The organism is Streptomyces sp. NPDC046335, from assembly GCF_055587985.1.
The window spans coordinates 243,778-264,215 of sequence record NZ_JBVJFF010000013.1; the positions used below are offsets into that span (position 1 = coordinate 243,778).

The window sequence follows — 20,438 nt, forward strand, 5'->3', positions numbered from 1 at the left end:
GCCTGCCACTGGGCGGACCGGCAGCCGGAGCGGGAGAGCGGCGGCCTGGCCGTGCCGTTCAGCCTCGGCGCCCTGGAGATCCGGGCGCAGGGAGGACGGCTGCCGCGCAGGTGCCTCGCGCACGCCGTGCCCGCCCGGCAGAGCGGCGCGGCGCCCGGTCTGCGGCAGTTCGACGTACGCGTTCTCGACGAGTCGGGGGCCGAGCTGGTCCGCATCGACGACTTCGGCGGCCGTCACCTCACGAAGGAAGAGGCCCCGTTCTTCTACGAGCAGGCCTGGCAGGACCAGGACCTCGTGGCGGGCGCCGGTCCCGGCGCCGACGCCGTGCTCGTCCTCGGGGACGAAGACGAGGTGGCCCGCGGTCTGGCCGGGCCGGCCGGTGGGCGGCGCGTCATCGACGTACGGGTGGCGCCGGAGTTCGCGAGGACCGGGCCCGACCGGTACGCCCTCGACCCCGCGAGGCCAGGCGACTTCGAGCGGCTCCTCGCGGACCTGGCACGGGACGGCGTCCGCTCGCTCGACGTCGTGCACCTGTGGGGCCTGACGGCCGAGCCCGTCGACTACGGACGCGAGGGCGCGTCCGCCGACGCCGCAGCCGCGCTCGACGGCGCCTTCGCGCGCGGCCTGCACAGCCTGCGCTCCCTCGCCCTCGCCCTGGACGCCGCCCGCTTCACCGGCCGGGTGCGCTGTGCCTACGTACTCGCCGATACGGAGCAGGGGCCACGCCCCGACCAGGAGGCCGTGGCGGGCTTCGCGCTCTCCCTCACCGGGGTGCTGCCGCGCTTCGAACTGTTCACCGTGGCCTGCGCCGACGGGCCGGGGCTGCCCGGTCTGCTCGCCGCCGAGCTGGCGCAGGGCGGGCGTCCGGCGGGAGCGGAGATCCGCCACTCGGCGGCGGGCCGCCAGGTCCGCGTCCTGCGCAGGGCCGAGGCGACGGGCACCGAAGCCTCCGTCCCCCTCAAGCAGGGCGGCACCTACCTCATCACCGGCGGCACCGGCGGCATCGGCCTGGAGCTGGCCCGCCACCTGGCGTCGACGTACCGGGCGCGACTCGTGCTGATCAGCCGCTCCGCCGACAGGACCGCGGCGCGCGAGGCGGCGGACGGGCTGGTCGCGTCCGGCGCCGAAGTGCTCCTGGTGGCCGCCGACACCACGGACGCGGCGGGCATGCGGGCCGCGGTGGCGCGGGCCAGGGAACGCTTCGGACACCTCGACGGCGTCTTCCACCTCGCGGGCGCCGCCGACCAGTGCTCGCTCCTTGAGGCGGACGCCGCCCGCTTCGCCGAGCTGCTGTCGGTGAAGGCCCACGGGGTCCGGCTCCTTGACGCCCTCACCGCCGACGAGCCGCTCGACCTGTTCGTGGTCTTCTCCTCCATCGCCTCGGTCGTCGGCGACTTCGGCGCGTGCGCCTACGCGGCGGCGAACCGCTTCCTCGACTCCTACGCGGACCTGCGCGACCTCCGGGTCCGCGAGGGCCTGGCCGCCGGCCGCACCCTCTCCCTGGCCTGGCCGCTCTGGCGGGTCGGCGGCGTGGACGCCCTCATGGGCGAGCAGGAGCGCGCCGGCTACCGCCACCGCACGGGAATGCGGGAGTTCACCGGCGACGAGGGGCTGCGGGCCCTGGAACTGGCCTGGCGGACGGGCCTGCCCCGGCTCGTACCGGCGGTCGGCGACCTGGAGGTCGTGGACGCGGCGTTGCTGCCGCGCGCGGCGGGCGCGACCGGACCGGCGGTGCCGTCGCGCCCGCCGCACACCACCCCTGCCGCCGCGTCCCCGGCGGCTTCGGCAGTCACCGCACAGCCCGCCGCACCCGCACCCACCGCCGCCCTGCTGACCCGCATGCGGGACCACGTCCGAGCCCTGCTCGGCCAGGTGCTCGGCCTCTCGGCGGAACGCATCGACGACCACACCGCCCTGGACGCCTACGGCCTCGACTCCGTGCTGGTCATGGAGACCAACGAGCACTTGGACCGGGACTTCCCCGGCGCGCGCGGCACCCTGCTCTTCGAGTACCGCACCGTGCACGACCTCGCCGCCCACCTCCTGGAGGAACACCCCGAAGCGGCCCGGCGGTTGTTCCCCGGGGAGGCCGCACCGGCCGCGCCCCCGACGCCCGTCGAGCGGCGGCCCGTCGCCCCCACCGTGCCCCCGCGCCGGCCCGAGGCCGAGGACGACATCGCGATCATCGGCATCGGCGGCCGCTACCCGCACGCCCGCGACCTGACGGAGTTCTGGGAGAACCTGCGCCGGGGCCACGACGCGGTCACCGAGGTGCCCCGCGACCGCTGGGACGCCGGTGCGCACGTCGCCGGGGACGACGCGGCTCCCGGCGCCGGCCACGGCACGTGGGGCGGCTTCCTCGCGGACGTCGACGCCTTCGACTCGCTGTTCTTCCGCATCCCGCCCTCCCAGGCCAAGCTGATGGACCCCCAGGAACGCCTGTTCCTCGAGGCCGCCTGGTCGGCGCTGGAGAACGCCGGCTACCCGCCCTCGCGCCTTCCGCACCCCCGCTTCGGCGGCCAGGGCCGCGACGTGGGCGTCTTCGCCGGCGTGATGTGGGGCGACTACGCCCAGCTCGCCGCCGAGGAGGCCGCCAGGGGCAACCACCACACGGTCCTCGCCAACCGCTCGGCCATCGCCAACCAGGTCTCCTACTTCGGTGACTTCCGCGGCCCGAGCGTCGTCGTGGACACCGCCTGCTCGGCCTCGCTGGTCGCCCTGCACCAGGCCTGCGAGAGCGTACGCGGGGGAGAGTGCCGCTACGCCCTCGCGGGCGGTGTCAACGTCTCCGCGCACCCGTCGAAGTACGCGCACCTGAACCGGATGCGGATGCTCTCCACCGACGGCCGCTGCCGGTCCTTCGGCGCGGGCGGCGACGGTTACGTGCCGGGCGAGGGCGTCGGGGCGGTGCTGCTCAAGCGGCTCTCGGAGGCCGTCGCCGACGGCGACCACATCCACGCCGTGATCAAGGCGACGGCGGTCAACCACGGCGGCCGCACCGGCGGCTACACCGTGCCCAACCCGCAGGCACAGCAGGCCCTCATCGAAGAGGCCCTGGACCGCGCGGGCATCGACCCGGGCACCATCGGCTACGTGGAGGCGCACGGCACGGGCACCGCCCTCGGCGACCCCATCGAACACACGGCCCTGCAACAGGCCTTCACCGGGGCCACGCGGGACATGGGCGCCATCGCCCTCGGCTCGGTGAAGTCGAACATCGGCCACCTGGAGGGCGCCGCCGGCATCGCGGGCGTCACCAAGGCCGTGCTCCAGCTCACCCACGGCCAGTTGGTGCCTTCCCTGCACTCCGAGGAGACCAACCCGATCATCGACTTCACCCGGTCGCCGTTCCGCGTGCAGCGCGACCTCGCGGACTGGGCGCGGCCCGTCACCGAGGTGGACGGGGTGCGGGTGGAGCAGCCGCGCAGGGCGAGCGTCAGCTCGTTCGGTGCGGGCGGCACCAACGCGCACGTGATCCTGGAGGAGTACCGCGCCGAGACCGACCGGCCCGACGCCCTCTCGGGCGGCCCAGAGCTGCTGGTGCTCTCCGCCCGCACCCCGGAGCGGCTGCGCGTCTACGCCGCCGAGATGGCCGCGCATCTGCGCCGCGAGCGCCCCGCCCTCGCCGACACCGGCCACACCCTGCGCACCGGCCGGGAGGCGCTGCCCGAACGCCTCGCCTTCCTGGCGTCCGACACCGACGACGCCGCCGACAAGTTCGCCGCCTTCGCCGAAGGGGCGAGCGTCCCCTCGGCGATCACCGGCGACGCAGGCCGGCACACGGCGCTGGCCGACGTGTTCACCGACGGCGAGGGCCCCGGCTTCCTGCGGACGCTCGCGGCCGCCGGGGACCACGTCCGGCTGGCCAGACTCTGGGTCTGTGGTGCCTTCGCCGAATGGACGGCACTGGACGAGCGCGCGGCGCGCGACTGCCGGACGGTGCCGCTGCCGGGCTACCCGTTCGAGCGCCCACGCCACTGGCTGCCCGTCACCCGTACGGAACTGACCGACGTGCCCCGGCCGCCGGAGAAGACGCGAACACGGTCGACGCCGCCACCCCGGGCGGCGACCAGGACCCTGAACCTCGCACCCACCGACCCGCTCGTACGCGACCACGTGGTCGGCGGCCGTGCGGTGCTGCCCGGCGTCGGCCACCTGGACCTGGTGGCCCGCGCCCTGGGAGAGGACGCGGCACGGGTCTTCCGTGACGTGCGCTGGCTCGCCCCGCTCGTGGTGCCGGACACGGGCGCCGAAGTCACCCTCACGACCGAGCCCGACGCCGACCCCGACGCCGCCCCCGCGCTCGGCTACCGCCTGACGGCGCCCTCGACCGGCGACGGATCGACCGGCGAGAGCGCCGTGTTCTCGCAGGGCCAGGTCATCGACTCCGTGCCAGGCCGCCCCGAACCCCTCGTCATCGACCTGATCAAGACGGACTGCCCGCGCCAGGTGAGCCACGAGGAGCTGTACGAGGGCCTGCGCCGCCAAGGCCTGCCCTACGGACCCCACTTCCGGCGCGTGGCGCAGGCGTGGACCGGCGACCGGACCGCCCTCGCCCGGCTGCGACGACCGCGGCCGCACTCCGGCGCGGCCCCCGGACCGCTGGACCCCGGCACACTCGACGCGGCGCTGCACCCGCTGTCCCTGCTGCTCGCCGACGGGGGCGCGAGCGGCCGGCCGCTGCTGCCGTTCGCCGCGGACAGGGTGGAGATCCACGCCGCCCTGCCCGACGAAGGCTGGTCCCACGTCCGCGACCTGGGCTCACGGCGCTTCGACGTGACGGTCACCGACGCCGAAGGCCACGTATGCGTACGCGTCGTCGGCCTGGTCCTGCGGGAGCTGAAACCGGAGCTGTCCATCGACTACCGGCTCCGCTGGGCGGTGGCGCCCCCGGCCGTCGCGGACACCGCCACCCCCCGGACGGTCCTGACCGTGACGGGCGAGGAAGGGACGCCGTCGGCGGACGCCCTGCGTGAGGCCCACCCGGACGCCGAACACGTACGGCTGACCATCGGCGACGGCGGCCTGGACGAGCGGGCGACGGACGAGCTACTGGCCCGCGTACCGAACCTCGACCTGGTGTACTTCCTGGGCGTCGGCGGGCCGCACGAACCCGCCGACGACAGGGCCGGGCTGCACGCGGCGCGCGATCGCGGCGCCGTCTCGCTGTACCGGCTGATCCGCGGCCTGGACCGGGCAGGCATGCTCGACCGGCCCATGGCCCTCAAGGTGCTCACCGCCGACGGCCTGCCGCTCGGCGACGACGACGCGGTGCGCCCCGAGGCCGCCGGGCTCATCGGCTTCTGCGAGGTCGCGGCGAAGGAGTTCCCGCAGCTCAGCGCGGCCTGCCTCGATGTGCGCGGCGATGAACCCGACGCCGGGCTGGCCGCGTTGGTCCAGGAGCCGGTGCGGGCCAAGGTCCGTCCGGTGTCGATGCGCGGCGGGGTGCGGCGCGTCCGCCGGCTCGAAGCGGTGGAAGCTGCCGCCGCCCCGACCCGCTTCCGTGAGCGCGGGGTGTATCTCGTCATCGGCGGCCTCGGGGTGCTCGGGCGCGACACCGCCCGGTACCTGGCCCGCGCCTACCGCGCCCGCCTGGTCCTGGTCGGCCGCGGGGCGCTGGACGAGCGGCGCCGCACCGACCTCGCGGCACTGGAGGAGCTGGGCGCCGAGGTGTCGTACGTACGGTGTGACGCCGGTGACCCGGTGGCCCTGCGCCAGGTCATCGACGGGGCCAAGGACCGCTTCGGCGCGCTCCACGGCGTGATCCACTCCGCGATGGTGCTCGTCGACAAGCCCATCAGGGAGCTCTCCGAACCCGAGCTGCGAACCGCCCTTGACGCCAAGGCGGACACGGTGTGGAGCATGTTCCACGCCCTGCGCGGTGAGCGGCCGGACTTCGTGCTGCTCCACTCCTCCGCGGTCACCCTGGAGGGCAACCACGGCCAGGCCGGTTACGCGGCGGGCTGCCACACCGCCGACGCGCTGGCGCTCGCCGCGGCCCGCACCGCGCCCCACCCCGTCCGCACCGTCAACTGGGGCTACTGGCACGCCGCGGGCGACGCCCACCGCGAACGCGTCCTGAGCCGCTTCGCCGCCGCGGGCATCCGGCCCATCAGCGCGGAGGAGGGCATGGCGGCCGTGGAGCGGGTGCTCTCGGGCGCGCTGCCGCAGGCGCTCGTCGTCAAGGCCGACCCGAAGATCCTCGCCGGTCTCGGCGTCGACCCGGACACCGTGCTGCGGGCGCAGCCGGAGCTGCCCGCCCCGCCCGTCCTGACGGCACCCGACCGCGAGCCGCTGGGGCAGGCCACGCACGGCGGCGGCGCGTCCACGGACGTCGAGACGTTCGCCCGGCGGCTGCTCGTCGGCGCCCTGCGGACCATGGGCGTCCTGCGCGGCCCGGGCGAGCGGCACACCCGCGACGGGCTCCGCCGCCGCCTCGGCGTCGTCGCGGCACAGGAACGGCTCCTCGGCCTCCTCGTCGACATCCTGCTCCGCGCGGGCCACCTCCGCGCCGAGGGCGACGAGCTGGTGTCCACGGCCCTGGCCGACGACCCGGCCCTGCGCCGCTGCGTCGAGCACCCGCAGGATGCGGCGGCCGACCTGACGGCACGCCATCCCGAGGCGGCGGCGGTGACGACCCTGCTGCTGCGCTGCGTCGACGCGCTGCCCGACGTACTGACCGGGCGGCGCGGACACATGGACGTGCTCTTCCCCGGCGGCTCGTTCGACCTGGTCGAGGCCGTCTACGCGGGCGACCCCGTCACCGACCGGTGCAACGAGCAGGTCGCCGACACGGTGCTGCGGTACGTGACGGAGCGCCTGCGCGGCCGGCCCGGCGACCGGGTCAGGGTGCTCGAAGTCGGCGCGGGCACCGGCGGCACCAGCGCCTGCGTCCTGCGCGCGATCGCGGAGGCCGGGCTCGGCGACCACGTCGAGTACCTCTGCACCGACGTGTCCGATGGGTTCGTGCGGCACGGCCGCAAGCGCTTCGGTGCCGACCACCCCTTCGCCCGCTTCCGGGCACTGGACATCGAACGCGACCCCGAGGAGCAGGGCATCGAGAGCGGCGGCCACGACCTGGTGCTCGCCACCAACGTGTTCCACGCGACCGGCAGCATCGACCGCACCCTCGCCCACACCAAGCGGCTGCTCGGCACCAACGGCGTGCTGGTGCTCAACGAGGGCGTGGAGCCGCGCGACCAGATGTCCCTGATCTTCGGCCTGGCCACCGGCTGGTGGCTGTCCGAGGACGCGGAGTACCGGCTGCCCCACTCCCCGCTCCTCTCCACGACCGCCTGGCGCGACGTCCTCACCCACAACGGCTTCCGCCGGATCACCGAGGGGCCGCGCCCGGAAGGCGCCACCCACCAGTGCGTGCTGGTGGCCGAGAGCGACGGCTTCGTGCCCGTACCGACCGCGCCGGGCACGCCCGCCCCGGTGGAACCGGCGCCCCGGACCGTGCGTACGGCCCCCGCAGGACAGCCCGCAGGACAGCCCGCAGGACAGCCCGCAGGACAGCCCGCCGAGACCGACCCGGTCCGTGTGGCGGAGCGCCGGGTCAAGGCGGTCTTCGCGCGCGTACTGGAGATGCCGGAGGACCAGCTCGACCCCCGGGCCACCTTCGAGAACTACGGCGTCGACTCACTGGTGGTCCTCAGCCTCACCAAGGAGCTGGAGGGGGAGTACGGGCCGCTGCCGTCGACCCTGCTCTTCGAGCACATCACCATCGAGCGCCTCGCCCGCCACCTGGCCACTCCGGTGACCGGCGAGACACCCGAGCCAGAGCCCGAAGTGGCGCGGGAACCCGGCATCGAGCAGATCGTCGACAGCCTCTCCGACGCCGAGGTGGACCGCCTGCTGCGGCAGTTGAGCAGCGTTCTCCAGGACCAGGAGGAGCAGCGATGACCACGCCCTTCAGCGCCGTCCTGATCGGCGAGGAGCCGCTCCTCGCCGAGTGCGGCGAGCATCTGCTGACGCGGGGCCACCACGTGGCCGCCGTGGTCGCCGAGGACCCGGGGCTGCGCCGCTGGGCCGCCGGGCACGGCGTGACCGTGGTCGATCCCGGCCGGGGCCTCGCGGAGCGGCTGCGTCCGCTGCGGTTCGCGTACCTGTTCAGCGTCACCAACCTGCGGATGCTCCCCGACGACGTCCTCGCGCTGCCCGAGCGGATGCCCGTCAATTTCCACGACGCGCTGCTGCCACGGCACGCCGGTCTGCACGCCACCAGTTGGGCCGTCCTGGAGGGCGCCGCCGAGCACGGCGTCTCCTGGCACGTCATGGAGCGCGAGGCCGACACGGGCGATCTGCTCAAGCAGCGGGCGGTGCCGGTCGGCCCCGACGACACCGCGTACACCCTCAACCTCGCCTGTTACGAGGCCGCGGCCGCCACGTTCGGCGAGCTCGTCGACGAACTGGCCGCGGGCACCGAGACCCGCACCCCGCAGGACCTGGCCCTGCGCACCTACCACGGGCTCCACGACGGCCCGCCCGACGGCGGCCTGTTCTCCTGGCGCAGGCCCGCCGCCGACCTCGACGCCCTGGTGCGCGCCACCGACCTCGGGCCGCACCGCAACGCGTTCGGCCTCGCGCTGCTCGCCCTGGACGAGCGGCTGTTCGCCGTACGGAAGGCGGAGGTCACGGGCCGCCCGTCGGCGAGCCCGCCCGGCACCGTGGTCGCCGTGGAAGGCCCGGCGGTGACCGTCGCCACCGCGGACTTCGACGTGCGCCTGACGGAGCTGTCAGAGCTGGACGGCGGCCCGTCGGACCAGGCCGGGCCGCGCCCCGGTGACCGGTTCACGGAGCTGGACGACGCGGCCCGGCAGCGGTGGGCGAGTGCCGCCCGCGCCGCGCGGCGGCACGAGCGGCACTGGCTGCGCCTGCTCGCCGACCGGACGCCCCTCGAAGTCCCCTGGCCCGCGGCTCCGGAGCCCGCGGCGGCGCCCGGCGCCGACACGACCGCCCGCACGACCGCCCACGCCCTCGCCCGCACGCTCGCCCGGGCCGAAGCCCCGCCGGACATCCCCGCCAAGGATGCCGAGGAGGCCAGGGTCTGGCTGCTCGCCGCGCTCCTGCTGTTCCTGGGCCGGATGGCGGGGGAGAGCGCGGGCGGGTTCGACGTGGCGCTCCGCCTGACCGGGCCGGCGGCCGGGCCCACGGCGTCCGACGTGCCGTTCCGCGTTCCCGGGGCGGAGCACGGCCGCCCCCTGGCCGCCTTCGCGGCAGCGGTCTCCCGGCGGCTCGCCGCGTCGGCCGAGCGGGGCGCCCCGCTGCGGGGAGCGCACCTGCGCATGCCCGGCCTCGGCGAACGCGCGGCCCTCGCGGGCACCGCGCTGCCGGTCACCGTGGACCTGAGCGACGGCCACGGCACCACGCGCCACCCTGCGGGGTCCGCCCTGACGGTACGGCTCGGCGGGCCCGGTGAAACGCCCCGTAGCCTCGCCTTCGTTCCGGCCGACGAGGGCAGGGCGGCCGCCGCCCACCAACTGGCGGCCCGCTTCGAGCGGTTCCTGCGCTCGGCCGCCGAACGGCCCGACGAAGACGCCGGGCTGCTTCCGCTGCTGTCCGCCGACGAGAGCCGCCAGGTGCTCGACACCTGGAACGACACGGCCGCCGACTACCCCGCCGACCGGTGCGTGCACCAGCTCGTCGCCGAGTGGGCCGCCCGGCAGCCGCAGGCGCCCGCGGTCCGCTCCGGCGACACCGTCCTCACGTACGGCGAACTCGACCGCCGGGCCAACCGGCTCGCCCACCGCCTCGCCCGCCTCGGCGCGGGCCCCGGCACGCTCGTCGGGGTGTTCCTCGACCGCTCGGCCGACCTGCTCACGGGGCTGCTCGCGGTGCTGAGGACGGGCGCCGCGTACGTGCCGCTCGACCCGGTCTACCCGCCCGAGCGCATCCGGCACATGCTCGACGACTCCGGCGCGCTCCTGGTGCTCACCGAGCCCGCGCTCGCCTCCGCGCTGCCCGGGGACTGCCCGGCACGGGTGGTGGAGACCGGCCCCGAAGGTGACACGGAGGCCGACGACGACTTCCCCGACCGGGCCTCCGCCAAGGACCTCGCCTACGTCATCTACACCTCCGGCTCCACCGGCCTGCCCAAGGGCGTGCGGGTCGGCCACCGCGCGCTGACCAACTTCCTCACCTCGATGGCGCGGGAGCCGGGCTTCGGCCCCGACGACTCCCTGCTCGCGGTGACCACGGCCTGCTTCGACATCGCGGGGCTTGAGCTGTACCTGCCGCTGGTCACCGGCGGCGAGGTGCGGGTGGCGTCCGCCGAGACGGCCGCCGACGGGTTCGCGCTGCGTGAGCTCGTCGAGGCGTACCGGCCGACCGTCATGCAGGCGACGCCCGTCACCTGGCGCATGCTGATCGGCGCGGGCTGGCAGGGCGGTGCCGGGCTGACCGTCCTGTGCGGGGGCGAGGCGCTGTCCGACGACCTGGCCGCCGGTCTCGTCCGGCGGGCGGACCGGGTCTGGAACATGTACGGGCCGACCGAGACGACCATCTGGTCCTCCGCCGACCGGGTCGAGGCGGGACGGCCGGTCACGATCGGCCGTCCGCTCGCCAACACGCGGATGTACGTGCTCGACGAACGGCTGCGGCCCGTGCCGCCCGGCAGCCCGGGGGAGCTGTACATCGGCGGTGACGGGGTGGCCGACGGCTACCACCGCCGCCCGGAGCTCACCGCGGCCAGATTCCTCGACGACCCGTTCGCGCCCGGCCGCGTCTACCGCACGGGTGACCTGGTGCGGCACCTGCCCGACGGCCGCCTGGAGTATCTGCGCCGGGTGGACGGCCAGGTCAAACTGCACGGCTACCGCATCGAGCCGGGCGAGGTCGAGACCGTCCTGCGCGACCACCCCGCCGTCGCCCAGGCCGCCGTGGTCGTACGCGAGGACGGGCCCGGCGGCGGCAGACTCGTCGCCTACGCCGTGGCCGAAGGAACGGGACAGGTGCCGGGCGCCGCCGAGCTGCGCGCACACGTACGGGCGCGGCTGCCCGCGTACATGGTCCCGTCGGCCGTCGTCCCGCTGCCTGCGCTGCCGCTGACGCCCAACGGCAAGCTCGACCGCAAGGCCCTGCCCGCCCCGCACGGCGTGGCGGCCGCCGCCGGAGGGCCGGAGCAGGCCGTGCCCCGCAGCGCACTCGAGCAGCGGATCTCCGCGATCTGGCAGAGCGCGCTCGGCCTGGAGGGAGTCGGGGCCGACGTCAACTTCTTCGACGCGGGAGGCGACTCCCTGCGGCTTACCCACGTGGTGGCGCGGCTCAGGGCGGAGCTGCGCCCCTCACTGACCCGGCTCGACATGTTCCGTCACCCGACGATCCGGACGATGGCCCGCCACCTCGCCGAGGACGGGGCCGCGGCCCGGCCACCGGTGCGCGGGCGGCAGCAGGGCGGCAGGGACAGGTCCCTGCTCGGAGCGCGCCGCCGGAGGTCCGGCGCCGAACGCTGAGCCGGCCGCTCGGCCGGGCGGCGACACATCTTCTCCAGGAGGCAACGTGGAACCCACCATCGTCCGCTGCAAGATCTGCTCGCTCAAGGAAGGGCACCCGGGGGTCGTCCTCGACGACCAGCGGGTGTGCAGTCTCTGCAACCTCGATTTCGCGGGCGACCTGCTCGTCAACTACAAGTACACCAATGAGGTGTTCGCCGAATTCCAGGCGGCACCGCCGAATCCGCGCGGCGCATTCGACTGCCTCTTCATGTACAGCGGCGGCAAGGACAGCACGTACATGCTGGACAAGTTCGTCAACGAGTACGGCAAGCGGACCCTCGCGTACACCTTCGACGTGCCGTTCGAGAGCACGCACGCCGCGCAGAACATCAAGCTGGCAAAGGAGAAACTGCCCGCCACGTTCATCGTCGACGCGGACGACGACAACATCAAGAAGATGATGCGGGACGTCTTCAACCGGCCGCGCCCGAAGAAGCCGGGACAGTATCTCGACGAGAAACTGCCCTGCGTCTCCTGCCGTACGTTCTTCGTGATCCGCGCCATCCTGCACGCCTTCCGTGAGCGCATTCCCTACATCGCCCTGTGCGCGGACCCGCAGCAGATCCTCACGATGGAGTCGAACGTCCGGGAGGTGGTGCGCGGCTTCTACAAGTCCTTCGGACCCGAGCTCGCGAGCGAACTCTTCGACGGTGAGATCGAGGAGATCCTCTTCGCCGAGGACGACGAACTCCCCAAGATCGTGTTTCCGTTCATCGCCATGCGGCACGACTACGACCCCGACCGCATGGTGGCGGAACTGAAGGAGAAGGGCCTTTACGCCTCTTCGCCGATGGAGACGCACTGCACGCTGTTCCCCCTCCTGAACTACTACTCGTTCAAGAACTGGGACTGCATGTTCTACAAGCTCAACGCGTCCAGCTACACCCGCGCGGTGAGCCGCAACAAGGATTACGACCGCTCCACCTTCAGCATCAAGTTCCCGCGCTCCCTGGACCTGCCCGAGGTCGAGGAGAAGCTGAAGCGGGTGGTCCTGGAGATAGCCGCCGGTGACGGCGACCGCGAGGAGCACCGCGCGGCGCTCGTGGAGCTGTTCAAGCAGATGGACACCACCGACGACGGCGCCAGGTTCATCGCGGAGACGTTCCTGGACATGCGCTCGGTGGCGGCGGACCTCGGTATCAGGGTGGGTTGAGGAGAAGACATGAACGACCAGCGGACAGAGCAGCAGGGCCAGGATTTCGAGGTCCGGGACTCCGACATCGCCGTCATCGGGCTCGCCTGCCGGTTCCCCGGCGCCGACACCCCCGACACGTTCTGGAAGGTGCTGAGCGAGGGGAGGGAGACCCTCACGTACTTCTCCGACGAGGAGCTGCGCGCGGCCGGGGTCGGCGAGCACCTCCTGACCGACGACCGGTACGTGAAGGCCGGGCAGGTCCTGGCGGACGCCGACAAGTTCGACGCCGGTTTCTTCGGCGTCACCCGGGACGAGGCGGAGCTGATCGACCCGCAGCAGCGCCAGTTCCTGGAGTGCGCGCACGAGGCCCTGGAGCGGGCGGGCTACGACCCGCGGCGCGGCGAGCAGCAGATCGGCGTCTATGCCGGAGTGGGCCTGAACACCTACCTGCTGCACAACCTCGGCGAGCGCTACCGCACCGCCTCGTCCGTGGACCGCTACCGCATGATGATCACCAACGACAAGGACTTCGTCGCCACCCGAACCTCCTACAAGCTGAACCTCCGGGGCCCGAGCGTCAGCACCAACACCGCCTGCTCGACCTCGCTGGTGGCCGTGCACCTGGCCTGCCTCAGCCTGCTCTCCGGGGACTGCACCATGGCGCTCGCGGGCGCCGCCCACGTCCAGGCGGACCAGGGCGAGGGCTACCTCCACCAGGAGGGGATGATCTTCTCGCCGGACGGCCACTGCCGGGCCTTCGACGCCAAGGCGCAGGGCACCGTCATCGGCAACGGCGTGGGCGTCGTGGTCCTGAAGCGGCTGAGCGACGCGCTGGCCGACGGCGATACCGTCCACGCCGTCATCAAGGGCACCGCGGTCAACAACGACGGCTCGGACAAGACGGGTTACACCGCGCCGAGCGTCCAGGGACAGGCCGCCGTGGTCGCCGAGGCCCAGCAGATCGCCGACGTCGGCCCGGAGACCATCTCGTACGTGGAGACCCACGGCACGGCGACCCCGCTCGGCGACCCGGTGGAGATCGCCGCGCTCAACCAGGCCTTCGGCCGCGACGGCGGCACGCTCGCCCCGGAATCCTGCGCGATCGGCTCCGTCAAGAGCAACGTCGGCCACCTCGACACGGCCGCGGGCATGGCGGGCCTGATCAAGACGATCCTGATGCTGCGCCACCGCACGCTGGTCCCCAGCCTCCACTTCGACGCCCCCAACCCGGAGATCGACTTCGCGGCGGGGCCCTTCTACGTCGGCACCGAGACCAGGCAGTGGCCCGCCGGACCGCTACCGCGCCGGGCCGGCGTGAGCTCCTTCGGCATCGGCGGCACCAACGCCCACGTCATCGTGGAGGAACCGCCCGCCGTCACTCCCGCCCCCGACGCGGCGGACGCCGGGCCGAGGCTTCTGGTGCTCTCAGCCAACTCCCCCGCGGCCCTGGACACGGCCACCGCCGACCTCGCCCGCGGGCTCCGCAAGGACCGCGGCCTCGACCTGCCCGCCGTGGCACAGACGCTGGCGCTCGGCCGCCGCGCGCACCCCTACCGGCGCGCGCTGGTCGCCACCGACGTACGGGACGCCGCGCTCGCCCTGGCCCTGGGCGACGAGAGCCGGGTCCTGACCGCCGGCCCGGCCGACGAGCGACCGGTCCTCGACCTGGCGGCCGGCGGCTCCGTGCCCGGCCACGCCGCCGACCTGTACGAGGAATCCGCGGCCTTCCGCGAGCACTTCGACCGGTGCGCCGCCGAGCTGGGGACACCCGCCGACGAACTCCTGGGTGCGGGGAGCCCGGCGGCGGACTTCGCCGTCCAGTACGCCACCGCGAGGACACTGACCGGCTGGGGGATCACCGCCCCCGTGGTCGCCGCCGACCGCACCGAGCTGCCCGACGCGGCGTTGCGCCTCCTGGCGGAGACCGGCGCACAACACACCGCGGGCGCAGGGCGGCCCGGCATCGCTCTGCTGCCTGAGGCGTCGGCCCCCGTCGGCACGGCGTTCCTGCTCGGCCTCGTCGGTCGGCTGTGGACGGCGGGCGAGGACGTCGACTGGGCGGCGTTCCACCGGGGCGAGCGGATACGGCGGGTGCCGCTGCCCACCTACCCCTTCGAGCGCGTACGGCACTGGACGGAGCCGCACGGCAGCGCGGCACCGGCCGCCGGGCCCGCGACGCGGACGCTGCGGGACCGCTTCGAGGGAGCCACGGACGCGGAGAAGAGCGCCCTGCTCACCGGGGTCATCAGGCAGGAGATCGCCGCGATCCTCGGCGCGCCCGACCCGCGGACCGTGGACCTCGACACCAACCTGTTCGACATGGGCCTCGACTCGCTGATCCTGATCGAGGTCATCGCCAAGCTCAGCGACGAACTGGCCCACCCGGTGCGCTCGTCGGCGTTCGTGGAGTACCCGACCGTGCGCTCGTTCGTCACCGACCTCAGCGGTGAGCTGGGCATCGCCCCCGAGACACCGGCGGAGGCCCCCGCCGCCGCCTCCGAGGGCCGGGTCTCCCGCCGGGCGCAGCGGGCCGCGGCGCGCCGCCCCGGCGGCGCGCGGTAGCGGGGCGGGGCGCGGTAGCGGTGGCGGGGCGGCTGGGCGTGCGGGCTCAGTCGCCCATGTGGTCCGCGACGCGCACCATGAGGCCGTAGGCCAGCTCGGCCCCGTCGACGAGCAGGGCCTCCACGGCCCGGGTCACGGGGTCGATGTCGGCCTCCATGCCGTCACCGGTGTACCGGGGATAGCCGGAGGCGCCGGTCTCCCCGGTGGCCCGCACCAGGGCGGAGCGCAGGGTGCCGCGGGTGTCGGCGGTCTCCGTACCGTCTTCGTTGAACTCGGGCACGATCAGCAGCTCGAACGCCTGCGGCTCGGGCAGCTCGGGGTCGGTCCTTCGCGGTTCAGTCGCCATGCGGGCGACGCTAGACAGGAGTGGCGCTCGCCGCATGTATTCGCCGCCGGGCGGCGGGGTGTGTCGCCGCCGGCGGGTGGTCACCACCGCAGGGCGGTGAAGTCCACCGGGCGGGGCCGTAGCGTCGCGGCCCTGGCCGTCAACGCCCGCATGCGCTCCGCCATTTCGGCGGCGGGCAGGTGCCTGCGGTCGCCGTGGCCGGGCAGCAGCCATTCGAAGCGGAGCCGTTCGGCCGTGCGGGCCAACGAGGCGGCCAGTTCCTCGATGGAGTACCAGGTCACGCTCTCGGCCACCTCGACGTCGCCCGTCGACCGCGACCAGTAGAAGCTGTCCCCGCTGAAGCAGTACCGCCCGTCGGCGACGTACAGCACGCTGCCCCGGGTGTGGCCGGGCAGCGGGTGGGCGGTGACGCCGTCGGCGACCTCGGCGTCGTCCGTGCCGCGCAGGACGTGGTCGGCGTCGGGCGAGGCGTCCAGGTCGCCCTCGTGGATCCACAGCCGGGCCCCGAAGCGGTCGGCGTACCTGCGGCCGTGCGCCGCGTGGTCCCGGTGGGTGAGGAGCACGTCGGTGACGGGCCCGATCGCCTCGTACCGCACGGCCAGCGCCTCGCTCCAGCGCGGGGTGTCCACCATCAGCAGGTTCCCGGCGGGGCGGCGCAGCAGATAGGCGTTGGCTCCCGCGGTCCGCGGGGAGTTGTGCCCGCAGAACAGGACGGAGTCGTCCACCGGCAGGGGGTAGGGGTCGCGCGCCTCGTCCAGGCGGCCCGAGGCGGGCCGGATGGAGCGGGTGTGACAGGCGAACGCGGCGGCGTACAGCAGGCGTTCCTCCGCGTCGTCGCGGGGCTGGCGCACGACCTCCGAGCGGTGGCCGGCCTCGTGGACCAGGTTGGGCGCGAGCTGCCGTGCGACGTCGCAGTTGGTGCAGCGGTCGTCCACGGACCAGCCGCTGGACGGGGGGAGCGGGATGGTGGAGTCGTTCACGTCGGTCTCGCTTCCTGCGGGGGCTCTCGTCTCCCCTCAGGGGTAACCCGGGGCCGGTCCGAAGCGGAAGGGGGGCCGGCACTGGTTTCTCGGGCATGAGGGGTCTCTGAGGGAGTGCGTGCTGATGACGTGCGCATGTCATGTCACGGGCAAGGCTGTGGGCTTCGGGACTCGGCGGCGGGCCCCGCCACGCTCACTGGTCCAACGCCTCCGCCGCCGTACTCACCACCGCCTCCGCCAGCGCCGCGAGCGCGGGCGAGTCCAGCTTCCACTGCTGCCAGAACAGCGGTACGTCCACGACCCGTTCGGGGTCGAGCAGCGTCAGGCTGCCGCCCCGCAGCAGCGGCTCCGCCTGGGCCCGCGGCACCACGCCCCACCCGAGCCCCGCCTCGATCGCCTCCGCGAACCCCCGCGACGAGGGGACGTAGTGGCGCAGGGGGCCCGCCCCGCGGCCGCCGGTGACCTCCCGCGCGAACTGGTCCTGGAGACAGTCGCGGCGGTCGAAGAGCAGTACGGGGGCGTCCGCGAGGACCTGCCCCAGCGGCACCCGCGGCCAGTCGCCCAGCCACCGCTCGGTGAACTCCGGCGAGGCGACAGGGAGGTAGCGCACCCGCCCGAGGCGGCGCACCGTGCAGCCCGACACGGCGTCCGGCGAGGAGGTGACGGCGGCCATCACCGCGCCCTCGCGCAGCAGCGACGTCGTGTGCTCCTCGTCCTCGCGGCGCAGCTCGAAGCAGACCCGCAGCTCGTCGGGGACCCGGGCCAGCGCGGTCAGGAACCAGGTCGCGAGCGAGTCCGCGTTCACCGCCACCGGCAGCAGCGCGCCCCGGCCCGAGTCGCCGATGCCGAGCTCGGCGCGCGCGTCCCTTTCGAGGCGCGCGAGCTGCCGCGCGAACCGCACGATGACCTGACCCGACTCCGTGGGCCGCACCGGCTTGGTCCGCATCAGCAGCACCCGGCCCGTCCTGCGCTCCAGCGCCTTGACGCGCTGACTGACGGCCGGCGGCGTGACGTGCAGGGCGGCCGCCGCCGCGTCGAAGGTGCCCTCGTCGACGACGGCGAGCAGCGTCCGCACCTGTTCGAGGGGCAGCTCCGAGAGACCGCCGTGCAAAGACATCACAATTACTTAAGGTACCTGAGAATCTTTACCTGTACTTATGCGGCCGGTGATCCATAACGTCGACGGCATGGGATCAGCACTGACGGCCGCAGCCGCCGGATTCGGCACCGGCCTCTCACTCATCGTCGCCATCGGCACGCAGAACGCCTTCGTGCTGCGCCAGGGCATCCGCCGGCACGCCGTGCTCACCGTGGTGGCCGTCTGCGCGGTGTCCGACGCCGTGCTCATCGCGGCGGGCGTCACCGGGGTCGGCGCGGCGGTGACGGCCTGGCCGCCGGCGCTGACCATCGTCGGCCTGGTGGGCGGCGCGTTCCTCCTCTCGTACGCCGTGCTCGCCGCGCGCCGCGCCCTGCGGCCCGCGGCGATGTCGGCCGCGGGCGCCACGGCGGGCAGCCGGCGCGGAGCCCTGCTCGCCTGCCTGGCCATGACCTGGCTGAACCCGCACGTCTACCTCGACACGGTCCTGCTCCTGGGCTCGGTCGCCGCGGGCCACGACGGACTGCGGTGGGCCTTCGGGCTCGGCGCGATGCTCGGCAGCGTCGTCTGGTTCACCGCACTCGGTTACGGGGCACGCCTGCTCAGCGGCTTCTTCGCGCGCCCGGCCGCCTGGCGGGCCCTGGACGCCCTGATCGCCGTCATGATGGCGGCCATGGGCCTCACCCTGGTCATCGGCGCGCTCTGACGCGGGCCGCCGTTACCGGTCCCACAGCTCGGTCGCGTACGCCGAGACCAGCGCGCCGACGCGGGCCAGGACCTCATCGGCGGGCAGCGGACCGACGCGGCGCCCGTCGCGCAGCCGCAGGGCGACCCGGCCGTCGGCGGCCTCCTTCGCCCCGATGACCACCTGGTACGGGACGAGCCTGGCGCCCCTGATGCGCGCGCCGAGGCTGCCGTGCTCGGGCCCTGCCTGCTCGGCCCGCAGCCCGAGCGCGGCACAGCGCCGCAGGAAGGCGTCGGCGTCCGGCACCTGCGCATCGGAGACCGGCAGGGCCACGAGCTGGACGGGGGCGAGCCAGGCGGGGAAGGCGCCGCCGTGCTCCTCGATGAGATGCGCGACGGCTCTCTCCACGCTGCCGATGACGCTGCGATGGACCATCACCGGGCGGTGCTTGGCGCCGTCCGCGCCGACGTAGCGCAGGCCGAACCGCTCGGGCTGGTGGAAGTCGATCTGGACGGTGGAGAGGGTGGACTCCCGGCCCGCCCCGTCGACGATCTGGACGTCGATCTTGGGACCGTAGAACGCGGCCTCGCCCTCCACCGCCTCGTAGGCGAGCCCGGAGGCGTCGAGCACCTCCCTCAGCAGGGCGGTGGACCGCCGCCACTTCTCCGGGTCGGCGACGTACTTGCCGCCGGGCCCGGGCAGGGAGAGCCGGAAGCGGGCCGGGCGGATGCCCAGCGCCTCGTACGCCCGGCCGATCATCTCCAGGGCGGCCCGCGCCTCCTCGGCGGCCTGGTCCAGGGTGCAGAAGACATGGGCGTCGTTGAGATGGATGGCCCGTACCCGGCTCAGCCCGCCGAGCACACCGGAGAGCTCCGCGCGGTACATGCCGCCGAGCTCGGCCATCCGCAGCGGAAGCTCGCGGTAACTGCGGGAGCGGGAGCGGTAGATGAGCGCGTGGTGCGGGCAGAGGCTCGGCCGCAGCAGGACCTGCTCGCCGCCCACGTCCATGGGCGGGAACATGTCCTCGCCGTAGTGCGACCAGTGCCCGGAGATCTCGTACAGCTCGCGTTTGCCGAGGACCGGTGAGTACACGTGGCGGTAGCCCGCCCGGCGTTCGGCGTCCCGGACGTACTCCTCCAGGGCGTGCCGTACGGCGGCGCCGTCGGGCAGCCAGTACGGCAGACCCGCGCCGATCAGCGGATCGGTGCCGAACAGCTCAAGGTCACGGCCGAGTCTGCGGTGGTCGTGCATGGCGGTCTCCTCGCGTGGATCGGGCGAGTGACCACAGCGCGAAGCCCCGGGGCACTCGCCCCGGGGCTTCGACTCAAGACATCGGTCAGCGCGCCGGGACACTCTCCGGCGTCGTCGTCTTCATCGCGGCACGCTTCATGCGGATGACCGTAGCGGCCGGGTGGCCGGGCGGGCGACCGAATTGACGCGACGGCCCGCGCGCCTGTGAAAGACGTCACAAGCGGCCGTCTCATGATCGGGGTCGGGTGCCATCGGGGCACAGGTTTCGCGTAAGGTCGCGGGTCGGCCGCCCCCCGCGGGGCGACCCGATTCCACTGTCCCCGAACAAGGAGCCGCAGTTCATGCCGGCCAATGACGTCATCCAGGCGCCGATCTACCACTCCCTCGTACAGGAGCACGGCGATGTCCTCGCCACGGCGCGCAAGGCCGCCGAGGAGACCCGGCAGACGGCACAGGACGTCCTGGACTTCAGCACCCCGCCGCGCCTGAGCGCACCCGCGGACGCCGCTTCCTAGCGGCCGCCGGGGGGCGCCTCGCGCCGTGCGCGGTGGATCGGTCAGGATGACGGGATGGACTACGAGTTCTGGAAAGACATCCACGCACGTGGCGGCATCCCCGCGGTGCGGAGCGCCCTTGAGGCCCTCCCCGAGGACCTTCCCCCGCAGGACGCGGACGCCGCGGCCGAGCTGGCCATGAGGGTCATCGAGGAGGACATCGCCCGCATCAACGCCAGGGCGGACCGAGCGGAGGAGCGGGCCCGCGAGCTGACGGAACAGACCCAAGAGGTCCACCAACAACTCACGAACCACGCGGCCCGCACAGCCGGGGACTGACCCGGCGGCGCGCCCCGCCGAGGGCTGACCCGGTGGCGTGGTGCGGACTGAAGGC

Annotated in this window: 10 protein-coding genes and 1 pseudogene (1 of these 11 running past the window's edge); 7 read left to right on the top strand and 4 right to left on the bottom strand. The window is 74.0% G+C overall.

Annotation, left to right across the window (positions count from 1 at the left end; genetic code table 11):
- The 4 genes in view from ACZ6JY_RS30810 to ACZ6JY_RS30825 are tightly spaced (at most 46 nt apart) and all read left to right on the top strand, a layout consistent with a single transcriptional unit that may run on beyond the window.
- Window positions 1–7,905: the 3' portion of an SDR family NAD(P)-dependent oxidoreductase gene (locus tag ACZ6JY_RS30810; RefSeq protein ID WP_469201062.1), read on the top strand. The gene continues 6,969 nt to the left of window position 1, outside the view; 7,905 of the gene's 14,874 nt are visible here — the last part of the coding sequence; its start codon lies beyond the left edge, outside the window; it ends in the stop codon at window positions 7,903–7,905.
- Complete coding sequence (locus ACZ6JY_RS30815) at window positions 7,902–11,453, top strand: amino acid adenylation domain-containing protein (protein ID WP_469201064.1); 3,552 nt, start codon at window positions 7,902–7,904, stop codon at window positions 11,451–11,453. The genes ACZ6JY_RS30810 and ACZ6JY_RS30815 overlap by 4 nt, the downstream gene beginning before the upstream one ends.
- Before the next feature lie 46 nt (window positions 11,454–11,499).
- Window positions 11,500–12,648: an adenine nucleotide alpha hydrolase family protein gene (locus ACZ6JY_RS30820; RefSeq protein WP_469201066.1), complete on the top strand. Its 1,149-nt coding sequence runs from the start codon at window positions 11,500–11,502 to the stop codon at window positions 12,646–12,648.
- 9 nt (window positions 12,649–12,657) lie between these two features.
- Window positions 12,658–15,192, top strand: a complete 2,535-nt coding sequence (locus ACZ6JY_RS30825) for a type I polyketide synthase (protein ID WP_469201068.1) — start codon at window positions 12,658–12,660, stop codon at window positions 15,190–15,192.
- A gap of 46 nt (window positions 15,193–15,238) precedes the next feature.
- On the opposite strand, the gene ACZ6JY_RS30830 is transcribed toward ACZ6JY_RS30825, so the two are convergent.
- The 3 genes from ACZ6JY_RS30830 to ACZ6JY_RS30840 form a co-directional block, all read right to left on the bottom strand.
- Window positions 15,239–15,538, bottom strand: coding sequence for a hypothetical protein (locus ACZ6JY_RS30830; protein ID WP_469201069.1), 300 nt, complete (start codon window positions 15,536–15,538; stop codon window positions 15,239–15,241).
- A gap of 80 nt (window positions 15,539–15,618) precedes the next feature.
- Window positions 15,619–16,518 carry an MBL fold metallo-hydrolase gene (locus ACZ6JY_RS30835; protein WP_469201071.1) on the bottom strand — a complete coding sequence of 300 codons (900 nt, stop codon included), beginning with the start codon at window positions 16,516–16,518 and terminating at the stop codon, window positions 15,619–15,621.
- 193 nt (window positions 16,519–16,711) lie between these two features.
- On the bottom strand, window positions 16,712–17,635 hold the full coding sequence (locus tag ACZ6JY_RS30840) for a LysR family transcriptional regulator ArgP (RefSeq protein WP_469201072.1): 924 nt from the start codon (window positions 17,633–17,635) through the stop codon (window positions 16,712–16,714).
- A 70-nt stretch (window positions 17,636–17,705) separates the two neighbouring features.
- On the opposite strand from ACZ6JY_RS30840, the gene ACZ6JY_RS30845 reads away from it, so the two are divergent.
- Window positions 17,706–18,320: a LysE/ArgO family amino acid transporter gene (locus ACZ6JY_RS30845; RefSeq protein ID WP_469201074.1), complete on the top strand. Its 615-nt coding sequence runs from the start codon at window positions 17,706–17,708 to the stop codon at window positions 18,318–18,320.
- A gap of 12 nt (window positions 18,321–18,332) precedes the next feature.
- On the opposite strand, the pseudogene thrS reads toward ACZ6JY_RS30845, so the two are convergent.
- Window positions 18,333–19,556, bottom strand: a pseudogene (gene thrS / locus ACZ6JY_RS30850) (threonine--tRNA ligase); the annotation flags it as partial.
- 335 nt (window positions 19,557–19,891) lie between these two features.
- Between thrS and ACZ6JY_RS30855 the strand changes: the two are divergent.
- A complete protein-coding gene (locus tag ACZ6JY_RS30855) occupies window positions 19,892–20,065 on the top strand; it encodes a hypothetical protein (protein ID WP_469201075.1) in 174 nt (57 codons plus the stop codon).
- 54 nt (window positions 20,066–20,119) lie between these two features.
- The gene (locus ACZ6JY_RS30860) at window positions 20,120–20,383 is read left to right on the top strand and encodes a hypothetical protein (RefSeq protein ID WP_469201076.1); all 264 of its coding nucleotides are present in this window, start codon (window positions 20,120–20,122) and stop codon (window positions 20,381–20,383) included.
- The last annotated feature ends 55 nt before the right edge of the window (window positions 20,384–20,438 follow it).